This window comes from Elusimicrobiota bacterium (genome assembly GCA_041658405.1).
Taxonomy (GTDB): domain Bacteria; phylum Elusimicrobiota; class UBA5214; order JBBAAG01; family JBBAAG01; genus JBBAAG01.
Map to the genome: position 1 here is coordinate 67928 of JBBAAG010000004.1, position 18997 is coordinate 86924.

17 protein-coding genes are annotated in these 18997 nt (G+C 42.5%); 2 read left to right on the plus strand and 15 right to left on the minus strand.

All coding sequences use genetic code 11. The features are described from left to right. Positions 1 to 6 precede the first annotated feature (6 nt). Positions 7 to 747 (plus strand): hypothetical protein, encoded by a 741-nt coding sequence (locus WC955_01765; protein MFA5857773.1) that lies wholly within the window; start codon positions 7 to 9, stop codon positions 745 to 747. Here the strand turns inward: WC955_01765 and WC955_01770 are convergent. Both WC955_01770 and WC955_01775 read right to left on the minus strand, forming a co-directional pair. Further along, positions 740 to 4120: a UvrD-helicase domain-containing protein gene (locus WC955_01770; protein ID MFA5857774.1), complete on the minus strand. Its 3381-nt coding sequence runs from the start codon at positions 4118 to 4120 to the stop codon at positions 740 to 742. The two genes, WC955_01765 and WC955_01770, sit on opposite strands and share 8 nt — an antisense overlap. 3 nt (positions 4121 to 4123) lie before the next feature. After that, positions 4124 to 7378, minus strand: coding sequence for an exodeoxyribonuclease V subunit gamma (locus WC955_01775; protein MFA5857775.1), 3255 nt, complete (start codon positions 7376 to 7378; stop codon positions 4124 to 4126). A gap of 138 nt (positions 7379 to 7516) precedes the next feature. On the opposite strand from WC955_01775, the gene WC955_01780 reads away from it, so the two are divergent. Beyond that, the gene (locus WC955_01780) at positions 7517 to 8434 is read left to right on the plus strand and encodes a hypothetical protein (protein ID MFA5857776.1); all 918 of its coding nucleotides are present in this window, start codon (positions 7517 to 7519) and stop codon (positions 8432 to 8434) included. Between the two features lie 19 nt (positions 8435 to 8453). Here WC955_01780 and mnmE read toward each other — a convergent pair whose 3' ends face one another. From mnmE to leuC, 13 genes are all read right to left on the minus strand, one after another. Continuing rightward, positions 8454 to 9872 (minus strand): tRNA uridine-5-carboxymethylaminomethyl(34) synthesis GTPase MnmE, encoded by a 1419-nt coding sequence (gene mnmE / locus WC955_01785; GenBank protein ID MFA5857777.1) that lies wholly within the window; start codon positions 9870 to 9872, stop codon positions 8454 to 8456. A gap of 5 nt (positions 9873 to 9877) precedes the next feature. Further along, positions 9878 to 10636 carry an RNA-binding cell elongation regulator Jag/EloR gene (jag, locus tag WC955_01790; GenBank protein MFA5857778.1) on the minus strand — a complete coding sequence of 253 codons (759 nt, stop codon included), beginning with the start codon at positions 10634 to 10636 and terminating at the stop codon, positions 9878 to 9880. 54 nt (positions 10637 to 10690) lie between these two features. Further along, positions 10691 to 12310, minus strand: a complete 1620-nt coding sequence (yidC, locus tag WC955_01795) for a membrane protein insertase YidC (GenBank protein ID MFA5857779.1) — start codon at positions 12308 to 12310, stop codon at positions 10691 to 10693. Then, on the minus strand, positions 12289 to 12591 hold the full coding sequence (gene yidD / locus WC955_01800; protein MFA5857780.1) for a membrane protein insertion efficiency factor YidD: 303 nt from the start codon (positions 12589 to 12591) through the stop codon (positions 12289 to 12291). The genes yidC and yidD overlap by 22 nt, the downstream gene beginning before the upstream one ends. After that, on the minus strand, positions 12563 to 13009 hold the full coding sequence (gene rnpA, locus WC955_01805) for a ribonuclease P protein component (protein MFA5857781.1): 447 nt from the start codon (positions 13007 to 13009) through the stop codon (positions 12563 to 12565). The genes yidD and rnpA overlap by 29 nt, the downstream gene beginning before the upstream one ends. 41 nt (positions 13010 to 13050) lie before the next feature. Next, positions 13051 to 13194 carry a 50S ribosomal protein L34 gene (gene rpmH, locus WC955_01810; protein MFA5857782.1) on the minus strand — a complete coding sequence of 48 codons (144 nt, stop codon included), beginning with the start codon at positions 13192 to 13194 and terminating at the stop codon, positions 13051 to 13053. Between the two features lie 52 nt (positions 13195 to 13246). After that, positions 13247 to 14152 carry a hypothetical protein gene (locus tag WC955_01815; protein ID MFA5857783.1) on the minus strand — a complete coding sequence of 302 codons (906 nt, stop codon included), beginning with the start codon at positions 14150 to 14152 and terminating at the stop codon, positions 13247 to 13249. A gap of 114 nt (positions 14153 to 14266) precedes the next feature. Beyond that, positions 14267 to 14926, minus strand: a complete 660-nt coding sequence (gene rnhB / locus WC955_01820) for a ribonuclease HII (protein MFA5857784.1) — start codon at positions 14924 to 14926, stop codon at positions 14267 to 14269. Further along, positions 14916 to 15707 (minus strand): TatD family hydrolase, encoded by a 792-nt coding sequence (locus tag WC955_01825; protein MFA5857785.1) that lies wholly within the window; start codon positions 15705 to 15707, stop codon positions 14916 to 14918. The genes rnhB and WC955_01825 overlap by 11 nt, the downstream gene beginning before the upstream one ends. Positions 15708 to 15723: 16 nt before the next feature. Then, on the minus strand, positions 15724 to 16812 hold the full coding sequence (locus tag WC955_01830) for a fibronectin type III domain-containing protein (protein MFA5857786.1): 1089 nt from the start codon (positions 16810 to 16812) through the stop codon (positions 15724 to 15726). Continuing rightward, positions 16809 to 17186: a PilZ domain-containing protein gene (locus WC955_01835; GenBank protein ID MFA5857787.1), complete on the minus strand. Its 378-nt coding sequence runs from the start codon at positions 17184 to 17186 to the stop codon at positions 16809 to 16811. Before WC955_01835 ends, WC955_01830 begins: the two co-directional genes overlap by 4 nt. A 2-nt stretch (positions 17187 to 17188) precedes the next feature. Beyond that, a complete protein-coding gene (locus WC955_01840) occupies positions 17189 to 17689 on the minus strand; it encodes a 3-isopropylmalate dehydratase small subunit (protein MFA5857788.1) in 501 nt (166 codons plus the stop codon). A 17-nt stretch (positions 17690 to 17706) separates the two neighbouring features. Further along, on the minus strand, positions 17707 to 18969 hold the full coding sequence (gene leuC / locus WC955_01845) for a 3-isopropylmalate dehydratase large subunit (protein MFA5857789.1): 1263 nt from the start codon (positions 18967 to 18969) through the stop codon (positions 17707 to 17709). Between the last annotated feature and the right edge of the window lie 28 nt (positions 18970 to 18997).

Consider the following 18997-nt stretch of genomic DNA (forward strand, 5'->3'; position numbering starts at 1 on the left):
ATAAACATGAACAAAATTTTTAAACTCATTCTTATTGGCGCGGGGATTATACTAGCAGTACTTGTTGTAATACAAGTAATATATTATATCCAAAACGAAAACCAGGCGCCCGTTATGACAGATACGGGTATAGAAACAACCAGCTTCCAGGAAAACGCTAAGATATTTGATGACACCAACGGCCTTGGGCATGTGTTGATCAAAGCACAGGAACTTTATGGCAAACAAAATGAACAGTTTATATGGATAAACAAAATCTTGGCTGTAACCTCTGATGATAATTTATTGAATATTAAACTCGTAACCGTTAAAAAAGGCAAGAAACATCTTATACCGACAAACATACAGGTAGTGACTATGGATATCAATACCGGGAGTATGCGTGTTGAAGAACAGGAGTTTAAAAAAGCTAAAAAATATTTTAGTAAAGAATGGCAGATAATACGTACAGCATTAAACGCTATCACGAAAACTGAAACACAATGGCTGGACTGCATAGTATTTCTTACCCCACCGAATATCAAACGCAGCCGCGAGTGGTACACCCAGATCGCGGGATTAACTGGTAAAGTAACCGCCACGAGCCCAAACCGGTGGGAAGTAATCATAAAACAAAAACTTAGTGTACAAAAACAAAACGCGGGACAAAAAGTACAAGTTGTTTTTGTTGATAACCTCACAAACCAAGTTACCATGAGTTATTCGATGGGTAACGCTCCTGAAATTCCTGGAGAAGAAGTTAAATAGGTACCACCGTACCGGTCCGCAGAAAAATTAGATGGAATTTAATATCCGCAATTTTTATTCCCGGTATACAACGTGCGAGGGCTTCACGGTAAATAGATGACTGAATCTTATACTTTTGAGCATACTTCTCAGGCGTAACGCCTTCAGGTATGAAGTCACTTTTGTAATCTGCAATAACAAGTCCGCCACTGGGATTATAATACACTAGATCCATTGCCCCGCGGAATGTTTGCCCGTCCTGTGAGTACATAAACACAGCTTCCTGTGCAGCAATTTTGCAGGTAAGCAATACTTGCATCGCAGGTGAATTAAAAAAAGAAGAGACAACTTTCACTGCTTCACCTCTAACCTCCCGCCAGTCGAGTATCGGGTATAACGGTTCCAAGACCTTAATTTCCCGGGTAACCGCATCGTTAATCCACTCAAAACCCGGGATAGTGTCAAACTTGCAGGATTCAAGCACGCCATGCGCTATTATACCTACTACACGGCTGGTATCGCTATGTTTGTAACGGGTAACCGCAGTATCGTAATAACTTTCACGGTTATCGTTATCCTCCCCGTTTTTTTTGCGTAACGCCGTGGCGGAAGCAAAAGACGGGCAGTTCTTTATAGTTTCCAGACGTTTACGCCGGTGTTTAATAGCTTCAACAATTTCAGCAGGGATAAATTCAACTCCGGCCTCAACCCTTTTTTTATCAACCGTTGTTTCAGTAATACCCGCTGTAAATTTGTAGGGTACCAATGTGACCAACTTTTTTTCTTCAAGTATCGGTGCTTGAGTTTCATTTCCCGGGTGGTATAGTTTCAAAAATGCGCCGGCAACCGGTTTTTTTGTACGGTTTCCAAGTAAAACAAGTTTTTGCCTCGCGCGTGTCATTGCAACGTACAATACGCGTACCGTCTCAGCCTGAAGAATACTTTTCTCTGTAGTTTTGAGCTCTGCCATTTCCATTGTCAAGAACCGCCCTAACCCAAACCCTGTTTTCCCGCTGCTCCAGTCGGTAAGCATAGAATCATTTGGCCCGGCATCCCTGTTATTACCCTGGATTCCACCGTGCAGGTTTGGGAGAAAGACAATGTTAAACTCCAACCCCTTAGCTTTATGGATAGTCATCATACGCACCATATCAGACATTTCATCAGTTAATGCGTGCTCGCTTTCCGGTTCAGAGGATTCAAGTTTTTCTTCAACCTCATCTATGAATTCGTTAAAGGTTAAACCCTGAAGGTCGCCTAGTTCAAGCGCCATAATTTTAAACTTATTAATATTTGCCACACGCTGTTCCCCGTGATAATCTGTAGCGTAAATAATATCAATCCCCATGAGTTCCACCGTGCGGTTGACTATCTCATACACCCCGAGAGTTGAGGATAAAACGTGTAATTCCCGGAGGACAGCATACACGCTGTTGATACTCTTATGTTTTTCTATTAATACGGGAACGTCCTGGCGGTAATCAAGCAGAGATGATTTGCTGAGGATATATATATCTTTTTCGTTTAACCCGCCCACAGGGGAGTGTAGAACACCGGTCAGCGCTATGGTATCACCGGGATCTGCGATGCAACGCAGTAAATTTGTCATCGTATGTATTTCGGGGACATCATAAAAAGAGCGTTCGCCTTCAACGGTATACGGAATATCTTCCTGTTTCAAAGCGTCTTTGTAGATATCAAATTTTGAGCCCGTACGCATGAGGATGGCAATATCGTTGTACCTTAACTTTCTTACTCCGGTTTTTGTGTCAGTTATCTCCAGTTTCCCAACATTTTTGATAATCCAGTCCGCTATATAGAAAGCTTCACCAACACAAGCATCACTAGCATTGAGTTCTTTATCTTCACCGGGTTCAACACCTGTTTTCTGGGGGGATATAAACTCTACGGTTTGATGCGGCAGTGCAGCGGTATTATCCGGATGGCAGTGTATAGGTTCATAAGAAGGCATTATGTTTTCAAATAGTGAGTTTACAGCGTCTATAATACGATTATTACTCCTAAAATTAGTTTTAAGTGTATACTCTACTGCTCCGCCGGAAATCAGTAATGAGCGGATACGTTCAAATGTTGTGATATCCGCTCCGCGGAAACGGTAAATTGATTGTTTAGGATCGCCAACAATAAAAAGTTTTCCCGGTACAAGGTTTAGTATAGAAATACTTTCCGCACACCGGCCGGGATGTTCACAGAGGTACAGTATAATTTCTCCTTGCGAAGGTTCGGTATCCTGGAATTCATCTACAAGGAATGCAGAAAATTCGTGTTTAAATTCTTCACGGATAGAATGATTTGATCTCAGCATATCACGGCATAAGGATAATATTCCGTCAAACGATACCGCTCCTTCACGGAGGTACTCGCGGCGGAATATTTCAATAAACGGCAAGATAAGTTTTAACGTTGAGGTAACAATATCGGAAGTAAGGAATATACGGAGAGAGTTCGCTTCAGCGATATCCTCAATTGTCCACCCGCCAGTGGTAGTGAGTTTATAATTAAAACACCGTATATCATCACTCGATAATGACGATATTTTGGTATCAGGATAATTGTCCATCAAGGATTTAATAACGCGGATAGTATCGTCATTTTTTACGAACCGCTGTTCAGAACGTTTCTCAATTTTTGCGGTATAATATTTTTCGTATAATACATCCGCAATATTTTTGTACTTCTTTATATCCAGTGTCACTTCAGAAGCTTTACGTACAACCGCGAGGTTAGTCCCGAATTCTGAAAGATGGCGTACAAAAGTTTTTACGGATTCAATACTTACCACCCGCAAGACGGTTTTCCACGCATTACCGTTTGTTGCGTTCTCGCAGAGTTCAGTTTCAAGCCAGCGTGACCATTCCCGTGTAAACACTTGATCAAACTTAACGCCCTCGTCTACTTCAAACTCGGGATCAACACCTGCGGTTAATGGTGCTAAGCGCAGGATATGCGCAGCAAAACTGTGGATGGTACCCACTACAGCTTTATCAAGGTTAGTTAAGACCATTTCCGCGCGGGTGCGTAGTTCTTCCTTCGAAAATTTGTATTCTTTAATAAGATAGTCATATACCCAATGCTCACTGGATTCAAGTTTATCGTTATAACTGCCTATTCCGTCAATGGTACTAATAATTCTGAGCATTCTCACAAAAATGCGTTCCTTTAATTCTGCGGCAGCTTTTTCAGTAAAAGTAATCGCTACGAATCGGTTCATATTACCTGGAAAATCTTGTTTTGGGTTAAGCAGGATAAACGTTGCGCGGTCTACTAATAATCGCGTTTTTCCGGTACCCGCCCCGGCGATAACTACCGCGTTTTTGTCAAGCTGTACCGCAGCGTCAACCCTTGTTTGCTGGTCTATCATTTGTTTCTTCATATATTATTTTGTATTAACTTTCTTTTCAATAATGTCGATAAACTTGCTGTATGCGTCACTGTTCTGCACACGTGCAACACTTGCACGGTTTTGTTTGATACAAATTGTTGAGTAAGGACAATACCCGCAAGCACCGTAGCCATCCGAAATATTGACAAAAAAATTGCCGTTATGGATATAATCAATAAATAAAACCAGAGCGGTACACATGTCTTTACCGTACTCATCCCAGAAGTTCGGGGGAAGTGTTACATCCGTATTTTTTTGGGTATCCCTGGGTTCCATAATATACCACCGCGCTTCCACAGGTTCCGGTTTTGTATTTGGATATTCCGAGCGGATAACGGCTTCCACCATTTTTATGTATAACGCTAAAGGCATTGCTTTTCCGCCTTGCACCGCTGTTTTCAGCATATCAGTATCTCCGTGGGTAGTTTTATAATCTATGACACGGTATTGGCTATGCTTACTATCAGTGTCCACGCGGTCAGATTTACCTCTTAACGGTATACACGAATGCTTGCCTAAGACCTCAGGGCTAAGGAGTATAAATATGTTCTTCTCAATGTATTCAGGTATCATTGATTTACAGAACTCGGACTTACTGTCTTCAAGTACCACCCTGAGAACATTTGTTTCCGCGCGTTCTTTCCATAACTCCCATAGAAGATGGTACACGCCAAAATTAGCGGAGGTGTATTTAGAAAATATTCTTGTGATAGCGGTATTAACAATTTTTACTAAGTCATCAACGCTTTTGCCGTGTAAACCACCGGTTTTGTTGTATACTTCCTCCAGGCACAGGTGGTAAACATCGCCGATATCGCTGGATTCTATGTTCTCAAAATCTGTTGGTGTAGCGTTGAGGTCTCTAAGATGTACAAGGTATGATAAAAAGTATTGGTACGGGCATGCAGCAAAGGTTTTTAATGCTGACGGGCTAATACCGTTATGTTTCAGCGCATCATAATACTGTTTCATGTCTTCCGGTTTAAGGAAACCATCGTATTCATCAGGTTGTTGTTTATACTTTTTTGTAATTGCCCCGTAAACCTTAATATTTCCGGTGATCCGCTCAAAATCGCAGGAGGAAAGGGTTTTGTATAACTCAAATCCTGTTTCCCCGCGTGTTACAGAAAGCAGGAGTAATTCCGGGAAAGATAACTGTGTTGTACGGAACCCAGCGTTTTTGGTGAATAATAATCTTATCTTATCTTCCCATCTTCGCGGGATATCAAGTACCTGGGGAATACCATTAATCCGGCGAAGCAGGTCATACACAAAACTTGACCGGAGAACGGTTTTACCGGCATCATCCGCGCGTTGGTATAACAGGTAAACTTTATCCGTTGCGCTGGATAGCGTGAGGTAAAACAATAACTTTTCCTCGTCCCTGCCAGTAAGCTTTGCGCGTAATATACCCCCAAGATGTGTTGAGATAATTCCGCGGGAAGTATCTTTAAGAAATGGATCTTCACGGATGATACCAGGGAATACGTGTTCTTCCAAACCAAGCAGGAATACCGCTTTTGGCAGCATTCCACGGAATGACATTATGTCTAAAACATGGATCCCTTCAATATTACTATCACCAATATCAACGGTACATGAATCTATGGAGGTAAGCAGTGTCTCCAAAAATTCGGATGTATTGGTAGGCATTCCAATTTTATCAAGTACCTTCAACCCGTTAAGCACAGAGATAATGGCATTCCAAACATCACTGTCCCGCCCGGTAGCGTTGAACTTGGTTTTATCAACAAAATCATCTAAGAACGCAGTGAATATCAGTGCATAGTTTTCCCAGGTGGAAGAAGAGGGTAGTGTTGTCAATCGTTGATGCAAAACATTTATAAGTTCTGTAAGCATTTGCTGTTGCTGTTTCAAAAGCTGTGTGGCAACAAAATCCGTTGGTTCATTAGGTTTTGAATATTTTGAGGATAACGAAATTTTGTTATTTAACCGCGCATCCCATTGCTGCCACCCGCGGTCAAGGCGCTGATCTACGATAATCCGTACCCATGTGCTTGTATCAGGAACCGCGGCCTTGCTTAGTTTAAACTTTTCCGCAGGAAAAAATCGGGAAGTAACAATTTCACTGACCGTATCCGCAGGGTATCCGTTGGTATCTAGAGTGAGTAGTTGTAAACAGTATTTAGTCAACGGGTACCGCGTTGCAGAATCAGATAAACACGTGGTATAGGGTATGGAATTCGCGGTTAAGATATCTTCAATTACCGGTGCGATATCCTGAAACCCGCGGGAAACTATTGCAATATCCGAAAACTTATACTTTTCGTTCTCCACTAGCCTCACAATTTCTTTTGCAGCATACCATATTGCATCACGTTGCCCGGAACTTGTAACTATTTTTAGGTTGTTACCAGGAATACCGGGTTTAACAGTTTTTGTGGAATAATGTTCAGAGAATATATGAGGCAATACATTGTGCATTACCGGTTTAACGTACTCACTCCGCGTATCCGTATTTTTTAAAGCACTATACTCCGCCATATTTTTACGGAGATAATCATTCACGTATTTTAATCCAGGGATATTGGGTGAGGAAACAATGAAGGCGTAAATGTCCATAATACTTTTTAACATACTTATAAAATCATACTGTACCCCGGTAAATTCGTAAAACCCGTAAAATACTGGAACATGTTCTGGACAAAGACCATGGTTTTGTTCGAATGCTGCGGTTAATTGTTTACACACACCGGTGTATGATAAAACCCCGAGTTTTTCAAGATATTTTTGGTAAAGCACGGATAACTGAAATATTTTGTCAACCTCAGATTGTTTGAACTTACCCCTATTTTCTTCGTAAAACTGTAATAACTGCGAGGTATCAAGTCCGGCATCTACGATATCCGTTATTGTTGAATACAACCCTGACCACACACCATCAGAGATTGGGGGCTTGATATTAAACGGCAATAACTGTGGCCGGGTTTCCGTGATACTTTTAATAACCTTTGCGTGGAATACTGGGTTGAAGATAATGTTATCACTGTCCCCGGATACTTTACGGAAAAGGTTGAAGATATATGAGTATAAATTAACGATATCCACGTTTAACCATGCCTTACCGTAAATTTTGGTTATCCGTTTTGACAAATATTCCGCAAGACGGTTTGATGGAACTACGATTATTACAGGTTTAAACGGTGAGGAATCCTTAATTTCCTGAACATCGTGTATAAACCGTGCTTCCAGTTCGTTAAATGTTTCTGCTGTTTTTAGTATTAGCATTATTTGATTATACCAAAATCTGTTTTCATTCTATAATATATGTATACGCAACCCGGGGTGTGAGGGTTGCAAAGTAAGGTTTAGCTATTATATAGTATAATTAAAATTAAGAATCAATTTAATTAAACGGGAGTATCAATGGAAAAAAGATTATTATTTTGTGTTAGTATAATTTTAACCCTTTGCATACCCCCAGTTTTCGCGGCAGTGCCGGGCAGTATTAATTTTCAGGGGCGTATAACTGATAACTCCGGCCAGCCGTTAACAGATACTACGGGGTTAACATTTAAATTGTATGACACACTGACCGGCGGTACAGCAAAATGGGTGGAAGTACATAATAATGTCGCGGTAGTCAACGGTATGGCTAATGTAGTTTTAGGGAGTTATACGGTACTAACACCCTCACTGTTTGATACAGAAACCTGGATTGAGATAATGGTAGGTAATGATGTATTAACCCCGCGGCAACAACTTACGGCGTTTCCCTATGCAATTGTTGCGGGGAACTGCGAAAAACTTTCCGGGCGGACATACGACATGTTTCTCTCTACTACAATAGTACTCAGCGGCGATGTCAGCGGGACATATAATGCTACAGTTGTTGCAGATGACAGCCATAACCATACCAATCTGCAGAAAAAGATTGAATACTTTTATGATGAACAGACATCAGATAAAACAGGTTTAGTTGCCGGGTGGCAGACTATATCAGATAATACTCATGGATTGGATTATTTGCATATAGGCACTGTTAAAACAGGAGACATTATCTGGGTTGCAGGGACAGGGCGTGTAAGCGGTGGAAGCCCCTGGGCATTGGGAGTATTCATATATTCCGGTGCGGGAACACAAAAAACATGGGTTACTTCTGCAACACACTCAACCGGAGAAGGCGCATCGGTATCATATGCCTACAAATTCGATAGTGATACGACAGATGCGCGGGTATATCTCCGTGCGCATTGTGCAGCTAACGGAGGAACTTCTGATTACGGTACTGGTGGAACACTTGAAAAATTTACTACCTTATCTGCAGTACTATTTAGACAATAATGAACAGCTGTAACGGTTTCTATTTCCCAATACAAAAACTTGAAAATACTTTGTCAAGCAGGTCGGAAGTATAAACCTTACCGGTTATCTCGCCGATAGTATCCATCGCATGGCGGAGTTCATAACTCACAAGTTCAGGTTCCGCAGATTGGGTGATAAGAATTTCCGCGGTTCTAAGATACTTACTTGTTTTTTGTAATAACCCGTAATGCCGATGGTTGGTAAGAATCGCCGTGTTTTCGATATCTACCCCGCCACGGGAAAGAAGGTTGGTTAACAATTCCTTTAAACTGCCAATACCATTTCCTTTCAACGCGCTGATTTTTACAATCCCGGATAAATTTGTGGTATTCCCTAAAACTTTATAAACGGTATTTTCGTCAAAACACAACCCCAAATCTCTTTTATTAACCACAACCACAACTTTTTTTGAGGGAAGTTCTTTAATTATTGCAGAATCAGTTTTACCGATCCTATGTGACCCGTCAAGCATCAGTATTATTATATCAGCTGAACGTATAGCATCACGGCTGCGGGTAATCCCTTCTTTTTCTATCACACCTTTTGCTTTACGTATACCTGCAGTATCAACCACGATGAAGGGTATGTTGTTGATCACAACGGTTTCTTCAATAGTATCCCGTGTAGTACCGGGCACCGGAGTAACTATCGCGCGGGTAGTGTTCAGTAACGCGTTTAATAAAGACGACTTCCCGACATTAGGTTTGCCAACAATAGCTAACTTGATACCATTACGGTAAACCCGTCCTGTAGCATATGAGGAAATAAGGGTTTTGATTCCTGCTTGTAAGGAACGTAAGCCCGGCAGCAGTGCGGATAGTTTTAGTTTAACGATATCATGTTCTTCTTCCGCAAAATCGAGGTCAGCTTCTATCCGCGAGAGTAAGGTAAGTAGTTGTTCACGGAAAGAATATATTGTTTTACCGATCCTACCGGTAAGTTGTTCTACAGCGAGTTCCTGTGCACGTATCGTGCGTGAAGTAATAATGTCGTAAACAGCTTCTGCCTGGTCTAAACTTATCCTTCCATTAATGAATGCGCGTTTTGTGAATTCACCGGGCTGCGCAACCCGTGCGCCATGGGTAAGGCATAATTGCAGTATACGCTGAAGGCTTACTATTCCCCCGTGTGCGGAAATTTCAGCAACGTCTTCCCGAGTAAAACTTTTTGGTGCGAGGTATATACTTAGCAAAACCTCATCAACAACTTTATCACCATCATAAACGTATCCGTAGTGAACGGTGTAAGACTTAATATTTTTTTTGGTTACTCCCGGGTTGACGGGCTTAAATATCTTAAACGCAATCTCAACCGCTTTTTTTCCGCTAAGCCTCACCACTCCAAAGCCGGATACGCCGATAGGCGTGGATATCGCGGCAATAGTGTCATTATCGGTATCAACGGAAGATAACGGCATCAGTCTCAGTGCTCGCGTTTTTTGCGTACGGTAATCCTGCGGCTGCTGCTTCTCCCGCGGGAGAATGTTTCAATATCGTTTTCCTTCTGTAATTCGCGGTGGACAACTTTGCGTTCACGCAGGTTCATCGGAGGTAAATCTTTTTCTTTCCCGGAAACACGTACTTCCTCTACAATACTGCGCGCTAGTTTAACAATTTCTTCTGCTCTTCTTGCGCGATAGCCGTCGGTATCAACTGTTACGTGTATAGACGTATCAAATTCACGGGAAACAATTGCACTGATAATGATCTCTAACGCGTCAATCGTAGCGCCTTTCTGCCCAATGAGTAACACACTGTCAGGTGTAGTAACATTGGCGATAACTTCATCTTCTTCAATCACAGTTGAGACATCACCCTTGAATTCCAGGTGTTTTAGTATTTGTTTGGTAACATCTTTTGTTTTACTGTTTAGCTTACCCTGGTCAACCGTTATTTCTCTGGGTTTATCTCTTTCCGGCTGTTTATTCTCGCGGTGAGGTTGCGGTCGGCGCTCATTTTTCCTGGAATAACTCTCTCCGCTACCGGTACTACTACTACCGGGAACTTCTACCCGCGCGGTTATCTGTACGCGTGCAGGTTTTGCACCCATAAGGCCAAATAAGCCAGTTGAGCCTTCATCTAAAACTTTTACATCTACCTGGTCACGGTCTAAGCCAAGTTCCTTTAACCCATTATCAATCGCTTCCCTAACGTTCTTACCTTCGATTTCGATTTGCCGCATAAAGTGTTTTACTCTTAACCTCCAGTTTCTTTCCTATAAAAAATATGTTGTATCTTACGCAGTCGCAGTATCCTTGTTTCCAACGCGTAAGAGGTATACTTGAGTACATACGCTTATTATATTGCTTATCAACCAGTATAAAGTTAACCCCGCAGGAAAACTTGCAAACATAAACGTGAATACCACGGGGAAAATGTAGCCCATCATTTTTTGTTGCGGGTCAGAAGATGTCATGGTTAACTGTTGTTGCAGGAACATAGAAATTCCCATTAGTATTGTCAGAATATAGTATGGATCACGCAGAGAAAGGTCTGTAATCCAGAACATAAACGGTGCATGCCGAAGTTCATACGCGTTACGTAATGTTGTGAATAATGCCCAAAAAATTGGAATCTGCAGAATCATGGGTAAACACCCGCCTAAAGGATTAACTTTTTTTTGTTTATAAAGCGCCATTGTTTCGGTATTAAGGCGGGTTGGATCATTTTTGTACTGTTCACGCAATTTATCTACTAAAGGCTGTACTTTTTTCATGCCTATTGTAGATTCATAACTTTTTAAGGTTAAGGGCAACATTATTGCCTGTAACAGAAGGGTTAAGATTATGATTGCCCACCCATAATTTTTTGTCCATCCGTAATTAAAATTTAATATCCACAACATGCCTTTCCCTAAGAATCCAAATGGCCCAAAGTCTATGACCGAAGATAACCCGTGTTTTAGTTTGGATACTTCAGCATACTTTTTTGCCTGCGCATAAATTTCGTAGGAATACACCACCTGGCTTTTTGGGGGGAGAGAAACTTTTTGGTATGACGCCAATACGGGCACTTTATTGGGTTCCACCATATTGAGGCCAAGTTCAGTGGTGATACCTGTATTATCCTTACTTTCCGGGCGAAGGATGAACATAAAGTAACGGTTATCCAATCCATACCACCCGTACTGATTGAATACAGTACCGCTTTTCTTGGTATCTTTAACAGTCTTCAAGCCTTGATCCGGTACCCACGCAATTGCACGGTAAGGGTCAAAATCAGCAAAATTTTTGCCGTTAAACCCCAACCCCGGGCCAAGTGTAGCAACAGGTAAACGCAGCTCACGGATATACGGCGAGGAGTTGGTTATCGTATAAACCAATACCCACCGGCCGTTCACCGGGGAGTTCATAAACTTTTTTGTTATCTGTGTAACATTATCCACTTTTGAGGTAAAAACAATCTCGGCGGTAACGCCCGCCGGTGAAGTAGAAGGCGTAACAGTTTTTGAGGAGAACATAAACTGTAACCCCTGTGTCCCGAGAAAGGATGGTAAGTCCGTGGTGATACTTGAATCAAACACTGTGCGGTCACCAACAAAATCAAAGCCCGACTTTGTTTCCTTCACTTTCCAGGAAAGCACACCGGCGTCACGCGTGGTGAATACTATAATTTCGTTTTTTGTGTCAACCACAACTGACTGTTCTTTTGATGGTACCACAGGTTTTGTAGATGAAATAACAGGTATAGGCGCTATAAGTTCTTTTCCCGTGTTTTGAACTGTTACGGTAGAGCATACCACAGCGGGAGTATCAGATACTCTTACAGCGGGTTTAGTGTTCTTCTGTATAAAGAACGACCATACAAAAAGTACTACAAATGATAATACTACAGCTAATAGCGTGCGGCGTTCCATAAATTTTTGTGTTCTACACTTTCTTTATTATTTCTGCACACATGATTTGTTAGTGGGACAGGATCGTTTCCACCGGGGTTGAACGGGTGACAACGGCAAATACGTTTCACTCCGAGCAATCCGCCGCGGAGAATACCGTACCGGGTAACCGCCTGTTTTGTATATTCCGAACAAGATGGGTAAAAACGGCATACAGAAGGAAATATACTTGATACTTTTTGGTATATTGTTATTAACGACAATACTATTGAATTACAAATTTTTACAGCCGTTCGAATCATCAATCCCATCGTTTGTATTCACTTTTCTCCACACCCCGGCGCGTATTAGCAACTGTTCAAACGTTACGCTTAATTCGTCAAAGGTTAATACCACACCGCGTTTTTGCGGGATCACTATAATGTCATACCCGCGTAACAGCTTTGGTGTTGCCAACCTGAACAACTCGCGTATCCGGCGTTTGAGTTTATTGCGTTCAACCGCACCGCCGATCTTGTGGCTTACTACCAACCCTAACCGCGAAAAGTGTTTGTGTTCAGTGTCGTTAAGATACGTTATAACGGATATGCCGTTAGAATTGTATCGTTTACCGTTTTTAAACACCGTGTCAAACTCGCGGTCTTTCGTCAACCTCTGCGTCCGGCGGTACTTATACCTCTGGTTTTGATGAGGACGCTGAGATAACAGTTGTTCCTGCACAAGTGTGTCGTTTAGCCGTTCGGCAATCGCGATTATCTATATTATGCCGGGGTTAACCGGTAGCGCTTTTTAGAGCGCCTACTACTGAGCACCCGCCGTCCGCCGACTGTTTTCATTTTTGCACGGAAACCATGCACTTTTTTACGCCTGCGAACATTGGGCTGAAACGTACATTTTCCTACCATAATGGGAGATATTATACTTATTTACGGAAGAGTGTCAATTAATTTGTAGGATTTATAACTTCATTATAAACGCAATTTTGTAATATGGCGGCAAATGTGGCTGAGTATTTATACCGGTAATGGTTACTGTAGAATAATTTGTATTAAACGCGCTTATAGTATGAGAATGGCTGCCTTCAGCAAAATCGTCACCGCCGTCACCATCTACCATCCAGCGGTCGGTAGGGCATGCGTTGGTGGTTAATCCGGCAACCGAATGAAGGTGTCCGGGAACAACATGGATATGTGTCGTTGTACCTCCAATAATACCTGGTGTGTCAGTAGAGGACATTCCCAATAAAAACCGGTCACGCAGGTCAGGAGTACCGTTTATGCCGTCACATAATGCCCACCCGGTAGGTATACTTGATATCGTACCAGACCAAATAACAATTGTTCCCCTCGGAACCATATAAAACGTAGTACCACCGGATAATGATTTTATTTCACCTTCTACATCAATATTACCCGTAACTTTTCCGCCGCCGGTGGAGATAAACATGTCGTAGGTGTGCCCAGAAAGTTTTTTACTGTTTTCCGTAACAATTGCGTAAGGCACTGCCGATATTTTTTGCCGCGGGCTTAATACATCATTGCCTACCATTATCTCAATCCAGGTTTCTGTATCAAACAGTGAGGGTGTTAGTACCGTATAACTCCCTAAGATTACATTAGCCATACCGTTAACCACCGAAACGCTATTATGTACCTCCGTCCATTTTGCCGTACCGCCGGTTAGAGTGTCATATAATTTAAACGTCAAGCCCGTGGTATCCGTCAGTGGCTGGCCTGCTGTATCAGTTAACCGTGCCTGAAAATTTATGGTTGAAGAAATATCCGCGAATGAAAAAATAGATGCGTGAGTATATAAAAGTAATGTTAAAATTAGTATAGCCGGTAAACGTATTATCCTTCTCATAAAAGTTATCTTAAGTCCTTACATCATACCGATTTAAGTGATACATTAATAATACCATTTTCTATTAATCATTAACAGTATTGAATGAAATAATAGTTAGAATAACCATGATTACTACGGTTTTTGTATAATCGCCTGTACATTCCGCCATTTACGCCGGGTGCCGTAGGGTAGCGCGCCGGTTTCGCGGAAGTACGACGCAATGAACGATTCCGTTTTTTTGTTGGGATACCCGCTGCCAAAATCGTAGCCAACAACTTTGTGGAGTTTTATAATCTCACGGTCCCGGGTAACTTTTGCGATAACCGACGCTGCGGATACTACGGGGTACGTGTCGTCCGCTTTGGGCTCGTACACAATATCGTAGGAATACCCGGTTTTGTCGAACACTTCAGAGTGTATATATTGGCAAAACAGTTTTTTTGCCAGTGCGCCAAGTGAATCAATGTATAAACATGAAATCCGTAGGCTGGATTTATGGACTTTCAACAACAACTCTGTGATCGCGGATAAACATAATGATGTAAGGCCAAAAGAATCAATTTCTTTGGGTAAAACTTTTTTTGTGTAGCACTTTGCCGATAGTTTCAATAATTTTGGGTACAAATACTCACGTTTTAGAGACGAAAGTTTTTTGCTATCCTGCACACCTAACTTCTTGAGTGTATCAATTTTTGTTGTGGGTATTACATACGCAGTTATCACCAATGGACCGATACACGGCCCACGGCCGGCTTCGTCAATCCCAACGATAAACCGTTGATTACCCGGCACGGCTAAATAACCTTTCCGCGTTTTGTGTTGTTACTTCATCGAGTTCATGCGGGTCCATCTTACGTAATCCTGCAATAAATTCAAGTGTATGTTTCACAAACGACGGTTCATTAACTTCTCCCCGGTGCGGCACCGGCGCGAGGTATGGGCAATCGGTTTCTACTACCAGCCGGTCAAGCGGTGCTGCCTGTGCAACGTCAACTACATCACTGTGTTTCCCGTGTTTTACTTTAAACGTTACCGTCCCGGGGATTGAGATATAAAACCCAAGCCCCAGTACCTGTTCCATTGCGTTGAGATCCCCGGAGAAACAATGAAATACGCCGCGTACTGCGGAGCATTTTTTTAATACCGATAATGTTGGTTCCATAGCATCACGTGAATGTATGATTACCGGTAAATTATGTTGTTGCGCAAGGTTTAACTGATGCAGAAATACAGATTCCTGTATTGCAGCGGGGGATAAAAGGTAATGATAATCCAGCCCGATTTCTCCAATTGCTACAACATCCGTATCTTTCACGTGAGTAGACACAAAACTGTCAAGTTCAGATAAAACAGTTTTCCCGGCGTTATGCGGATGCGCGCCAAGCGCGAACCGTATACGTATCCCGCGTTCATTCGCAGGGGGTAAGACTTGAGAGGTTGCCAAGGAATATTCTTCTTCTGAATCACACATACAGATAACAGAACAAACGCCATTCTCTTTTGCACGGGTAAGAACATCGCTTATTTGCGGTAATATTTTGTCATCGGCAAGATGCGCGTGGGTGTCAATCAAAAAAATCTGCCTCCCATTATTTTACCTGCGGGAAAAAAGTGAACCGGTAAGAAAAGAACCCGAATATTTCGTAACTCGTACCATACCCGTCAAAATAGTTGAGGTATGCAAATTCAAAACTTATCCCAAACAATTGCCCAAGGTTGGTATATATAAGCCAGGGTTGTAACGGATGGTCAAGCGGATGTACGCCTTCCACACGGAACCTTACCCAGGGTATCTGCCGGGTTTCAAATCCGGCATACAACGCGAGGTCACGGTGGACCCAATCTGTGCGGGTTTTCAGGAATTCTGAGAGTAATGGAAAAATTTTATCTTCATTACCCTTGCTTAGCCCAAGATGTATCCAATTGTACCCGATCTGTTTACTTACCGCAACGTATCCGCTGGCGGTAACATCGGATTGTTCACCGATACGGAACGCCACGGTTGACGATCCCCGCGGGCTGGTAAATATATAGGTATAACGGTACCCGATTGCCCAGTTAAACCAAAACGTGCGTTCGGTTTCCATTACCATTTTTATGTCGGTATTCAATAATAATAATCCGGATGGCGCAAAAAGCTGGGGTTCCAGAAAATCGCTGAACTGATTACGTGTTTCACCAAAGATACGGCCGATGTAGTAGGAAAATAAAAAGTCTACGTTTAACCCGCGGGTTGGTGTTTTCTCGCGGTAGGCGGTGGACATATACGATAATCCGGACTTAAAAGTTGATATTTTTGCGGCTGACGGGTCGGATAACGCAAACGCAACATCTTCCTTATTAATCGCCTGGACACGATAATAATATAACCTATTTTCTTTATAAAAATAATCAGTGAACTTAGTTGTTTTGACAGGTTTTTTAGTGAGATTAATCCATGGGCCAAGGATTGATGTGCTGCGGTAAACAAAATAGTTTAATGGTTCCGTTGTTGGCGGTGACCATGTGAGTTTGATGTTATCCAAAGATTTTACCTGCAGGTTTTCAAGTTTTGCTAATCCCGAAAGTGTGAACACGGGTTCACCAGTATTTTCAGTTGCGGCGAATAACGGAGTCATCATCAAACCTGGATAGGAAATATTAAAAAGTAGTAATATTAGTACCAAAATATTTTTCATGATATCACCTTTGGTTTTGTTTGTGCTTCAAATACGCGGCGTAACCGGTCTTTCTGCAGTGTCTCCGACCGGCTGAATGATATACCGTAAACAAAACCCTGTTCATTCGCGCTTGGCGAAAATTTATGGAGTACCGTCCCAAGCATTATAAATTCGTTATGCGGGGGTAAGGTAAATTTTAGGATCAACCTTGTCTTTAACTCAATATCATCACGTAACCGTACCGCTACACCTGATACACTGATGTTTGCCATTAAACCGGTATTATGATACATTTTGTCATCCGCTTTATAGATTTCAACGTCAATCTTATTACGCTGGGTATCAACTCTTTCTGCTAGCCGCCGGTTTGAAGGCTTTTCTTGTTCAGGCATAGTTATGCAGGTTTGGTTAACGCGTTTTTTACGTAACCCATTAACCCGCCGGAATTAATTATTTTTGTCATAAACTCCGGGAAAGGTTGAGCTTGAATTTTAATATTTCCAGCGAGATTAATAATCTCGCCTGTAGATAAGTCTATCTTAACCGTATCGCCGGTCTTAACCGCATTTACGATCCCCGGTGCCACCATAATAGGTAATCCTATATTAATGGCGTTACGGTAAAATATGCGCGCGTATGATTCTGCGATTACCAGCGCAACCCCTGCTGCTTTGATTGCTACTGGCGCGTGTTCTCTCGAGGAGCCACAGCCAAAGTTCGCGCCGGCGACAATAATGTCTCCGGGTTTCACTGTTTTTACGAACTCAGCGTCAATGTCTTCCATACAATGCCGCGCTAACTCTTTCGCGTCGGAAGAGTTGAGGTACCGCGCAGGTATGATTTCGTCGGTATTAACGTTGTCTCTATACTTAAACACTTTCCCTTGAATACTCATAAATATTGTCTCCAGTATTATAAAACTTTGTCCGGATGTACGATATACCCTTTAACCGCAGTCGCAGCGGCAACCGCGGGGTTTACTAAATACACCTCGCTCTTAGTACTGCCCATACGCCCAACGAAGTTACGGTTGGTTGTTGCAGCACAGCGTTCTCCACCCGCTAAAATACCCATGTGCCCGCCTAAACACGGCCCGCAGGTTGGCGTAGAAACTGTTGCGCCGGCTGTCATAAAGGTTTTTAGTAAACCTTCCTTCATCGCCTGCATCCATACCGCCGGTGTTGCTGGGAAAATTATTACCCTGACATTAGGGTTAACCTTTTTCCCGGTTAAGATTTTTGCTGCAATCCGTAAATCTTCAATCAACCCGTTGGTACAGCTGCCGATAACCACTTGGTCGACATAAACTTTTTTAATACTCCGCACGTCCTTTGCATTCTCCGGTAAATGGGGGAAGGACACTTGCGGAAATACTTTTGTAACGTCAATATCAACAACGGTTTTGTATTTCGCGTCCGGATCGCTGGTGTACACTTTATATTTCCGCAAAACTTTATCCTTTAAAAACGCAGTTGTAGTGTTATCCACATAAAAAATCCCGTTTTTCGCGCCGGCTTCGATTACCATGTTGCAAATAGTCAACCGGCTTGCCATAGACAACTGTTTTACGGTATCTCCATGGAATTCTAACGTGCAATAATTCGCGCCGTCTACCCCGATTTTACCGATGAGGTACAATATTAAATCTTTACCGGTGACCCATTTGTTGAGCTTGCCGGAGAACACCACTTTAATCGCTTCCGGTACGCGTAACCATATTTTGCCGGTTGCCATAACTGCTGCAAGATCAGTTGAGCCAACACCCGTGGAGACCGCACCGATTGCGCCGTATGTACAGGTATGCGAATCTGCGCCAATAACAAGCTCGCCCGGCGCTACCAACCCTTGTTCGGGCAACAACGCGTGCTCGATCCCGCACCGGCCGGTATCATAAAAATGTAACAATTTTTGTTCTCTCGCGAAGTCACGGAGGAACTTGCATTGTTCCGCGGATTTAATATCTTTGTTCGGCGTAAAATGGTCCATCACGAGTACTACGCGTTTACGGTCAAAGACTTTTTGTGCGCCGACTTTACGGAATTCCTGTACCGCCAACGGTGCAGTGATATCATTACCCAATGCGAGATCGACTTTTGCTTCAATAAACTCGCCGGGGTTGGCTTGTTTCACCCCGAAATGCGCAGCCAATATTTTTTGTGTAATTGTTTGTCCCATATTTTTACCTTCTATAATCCTTAAGACG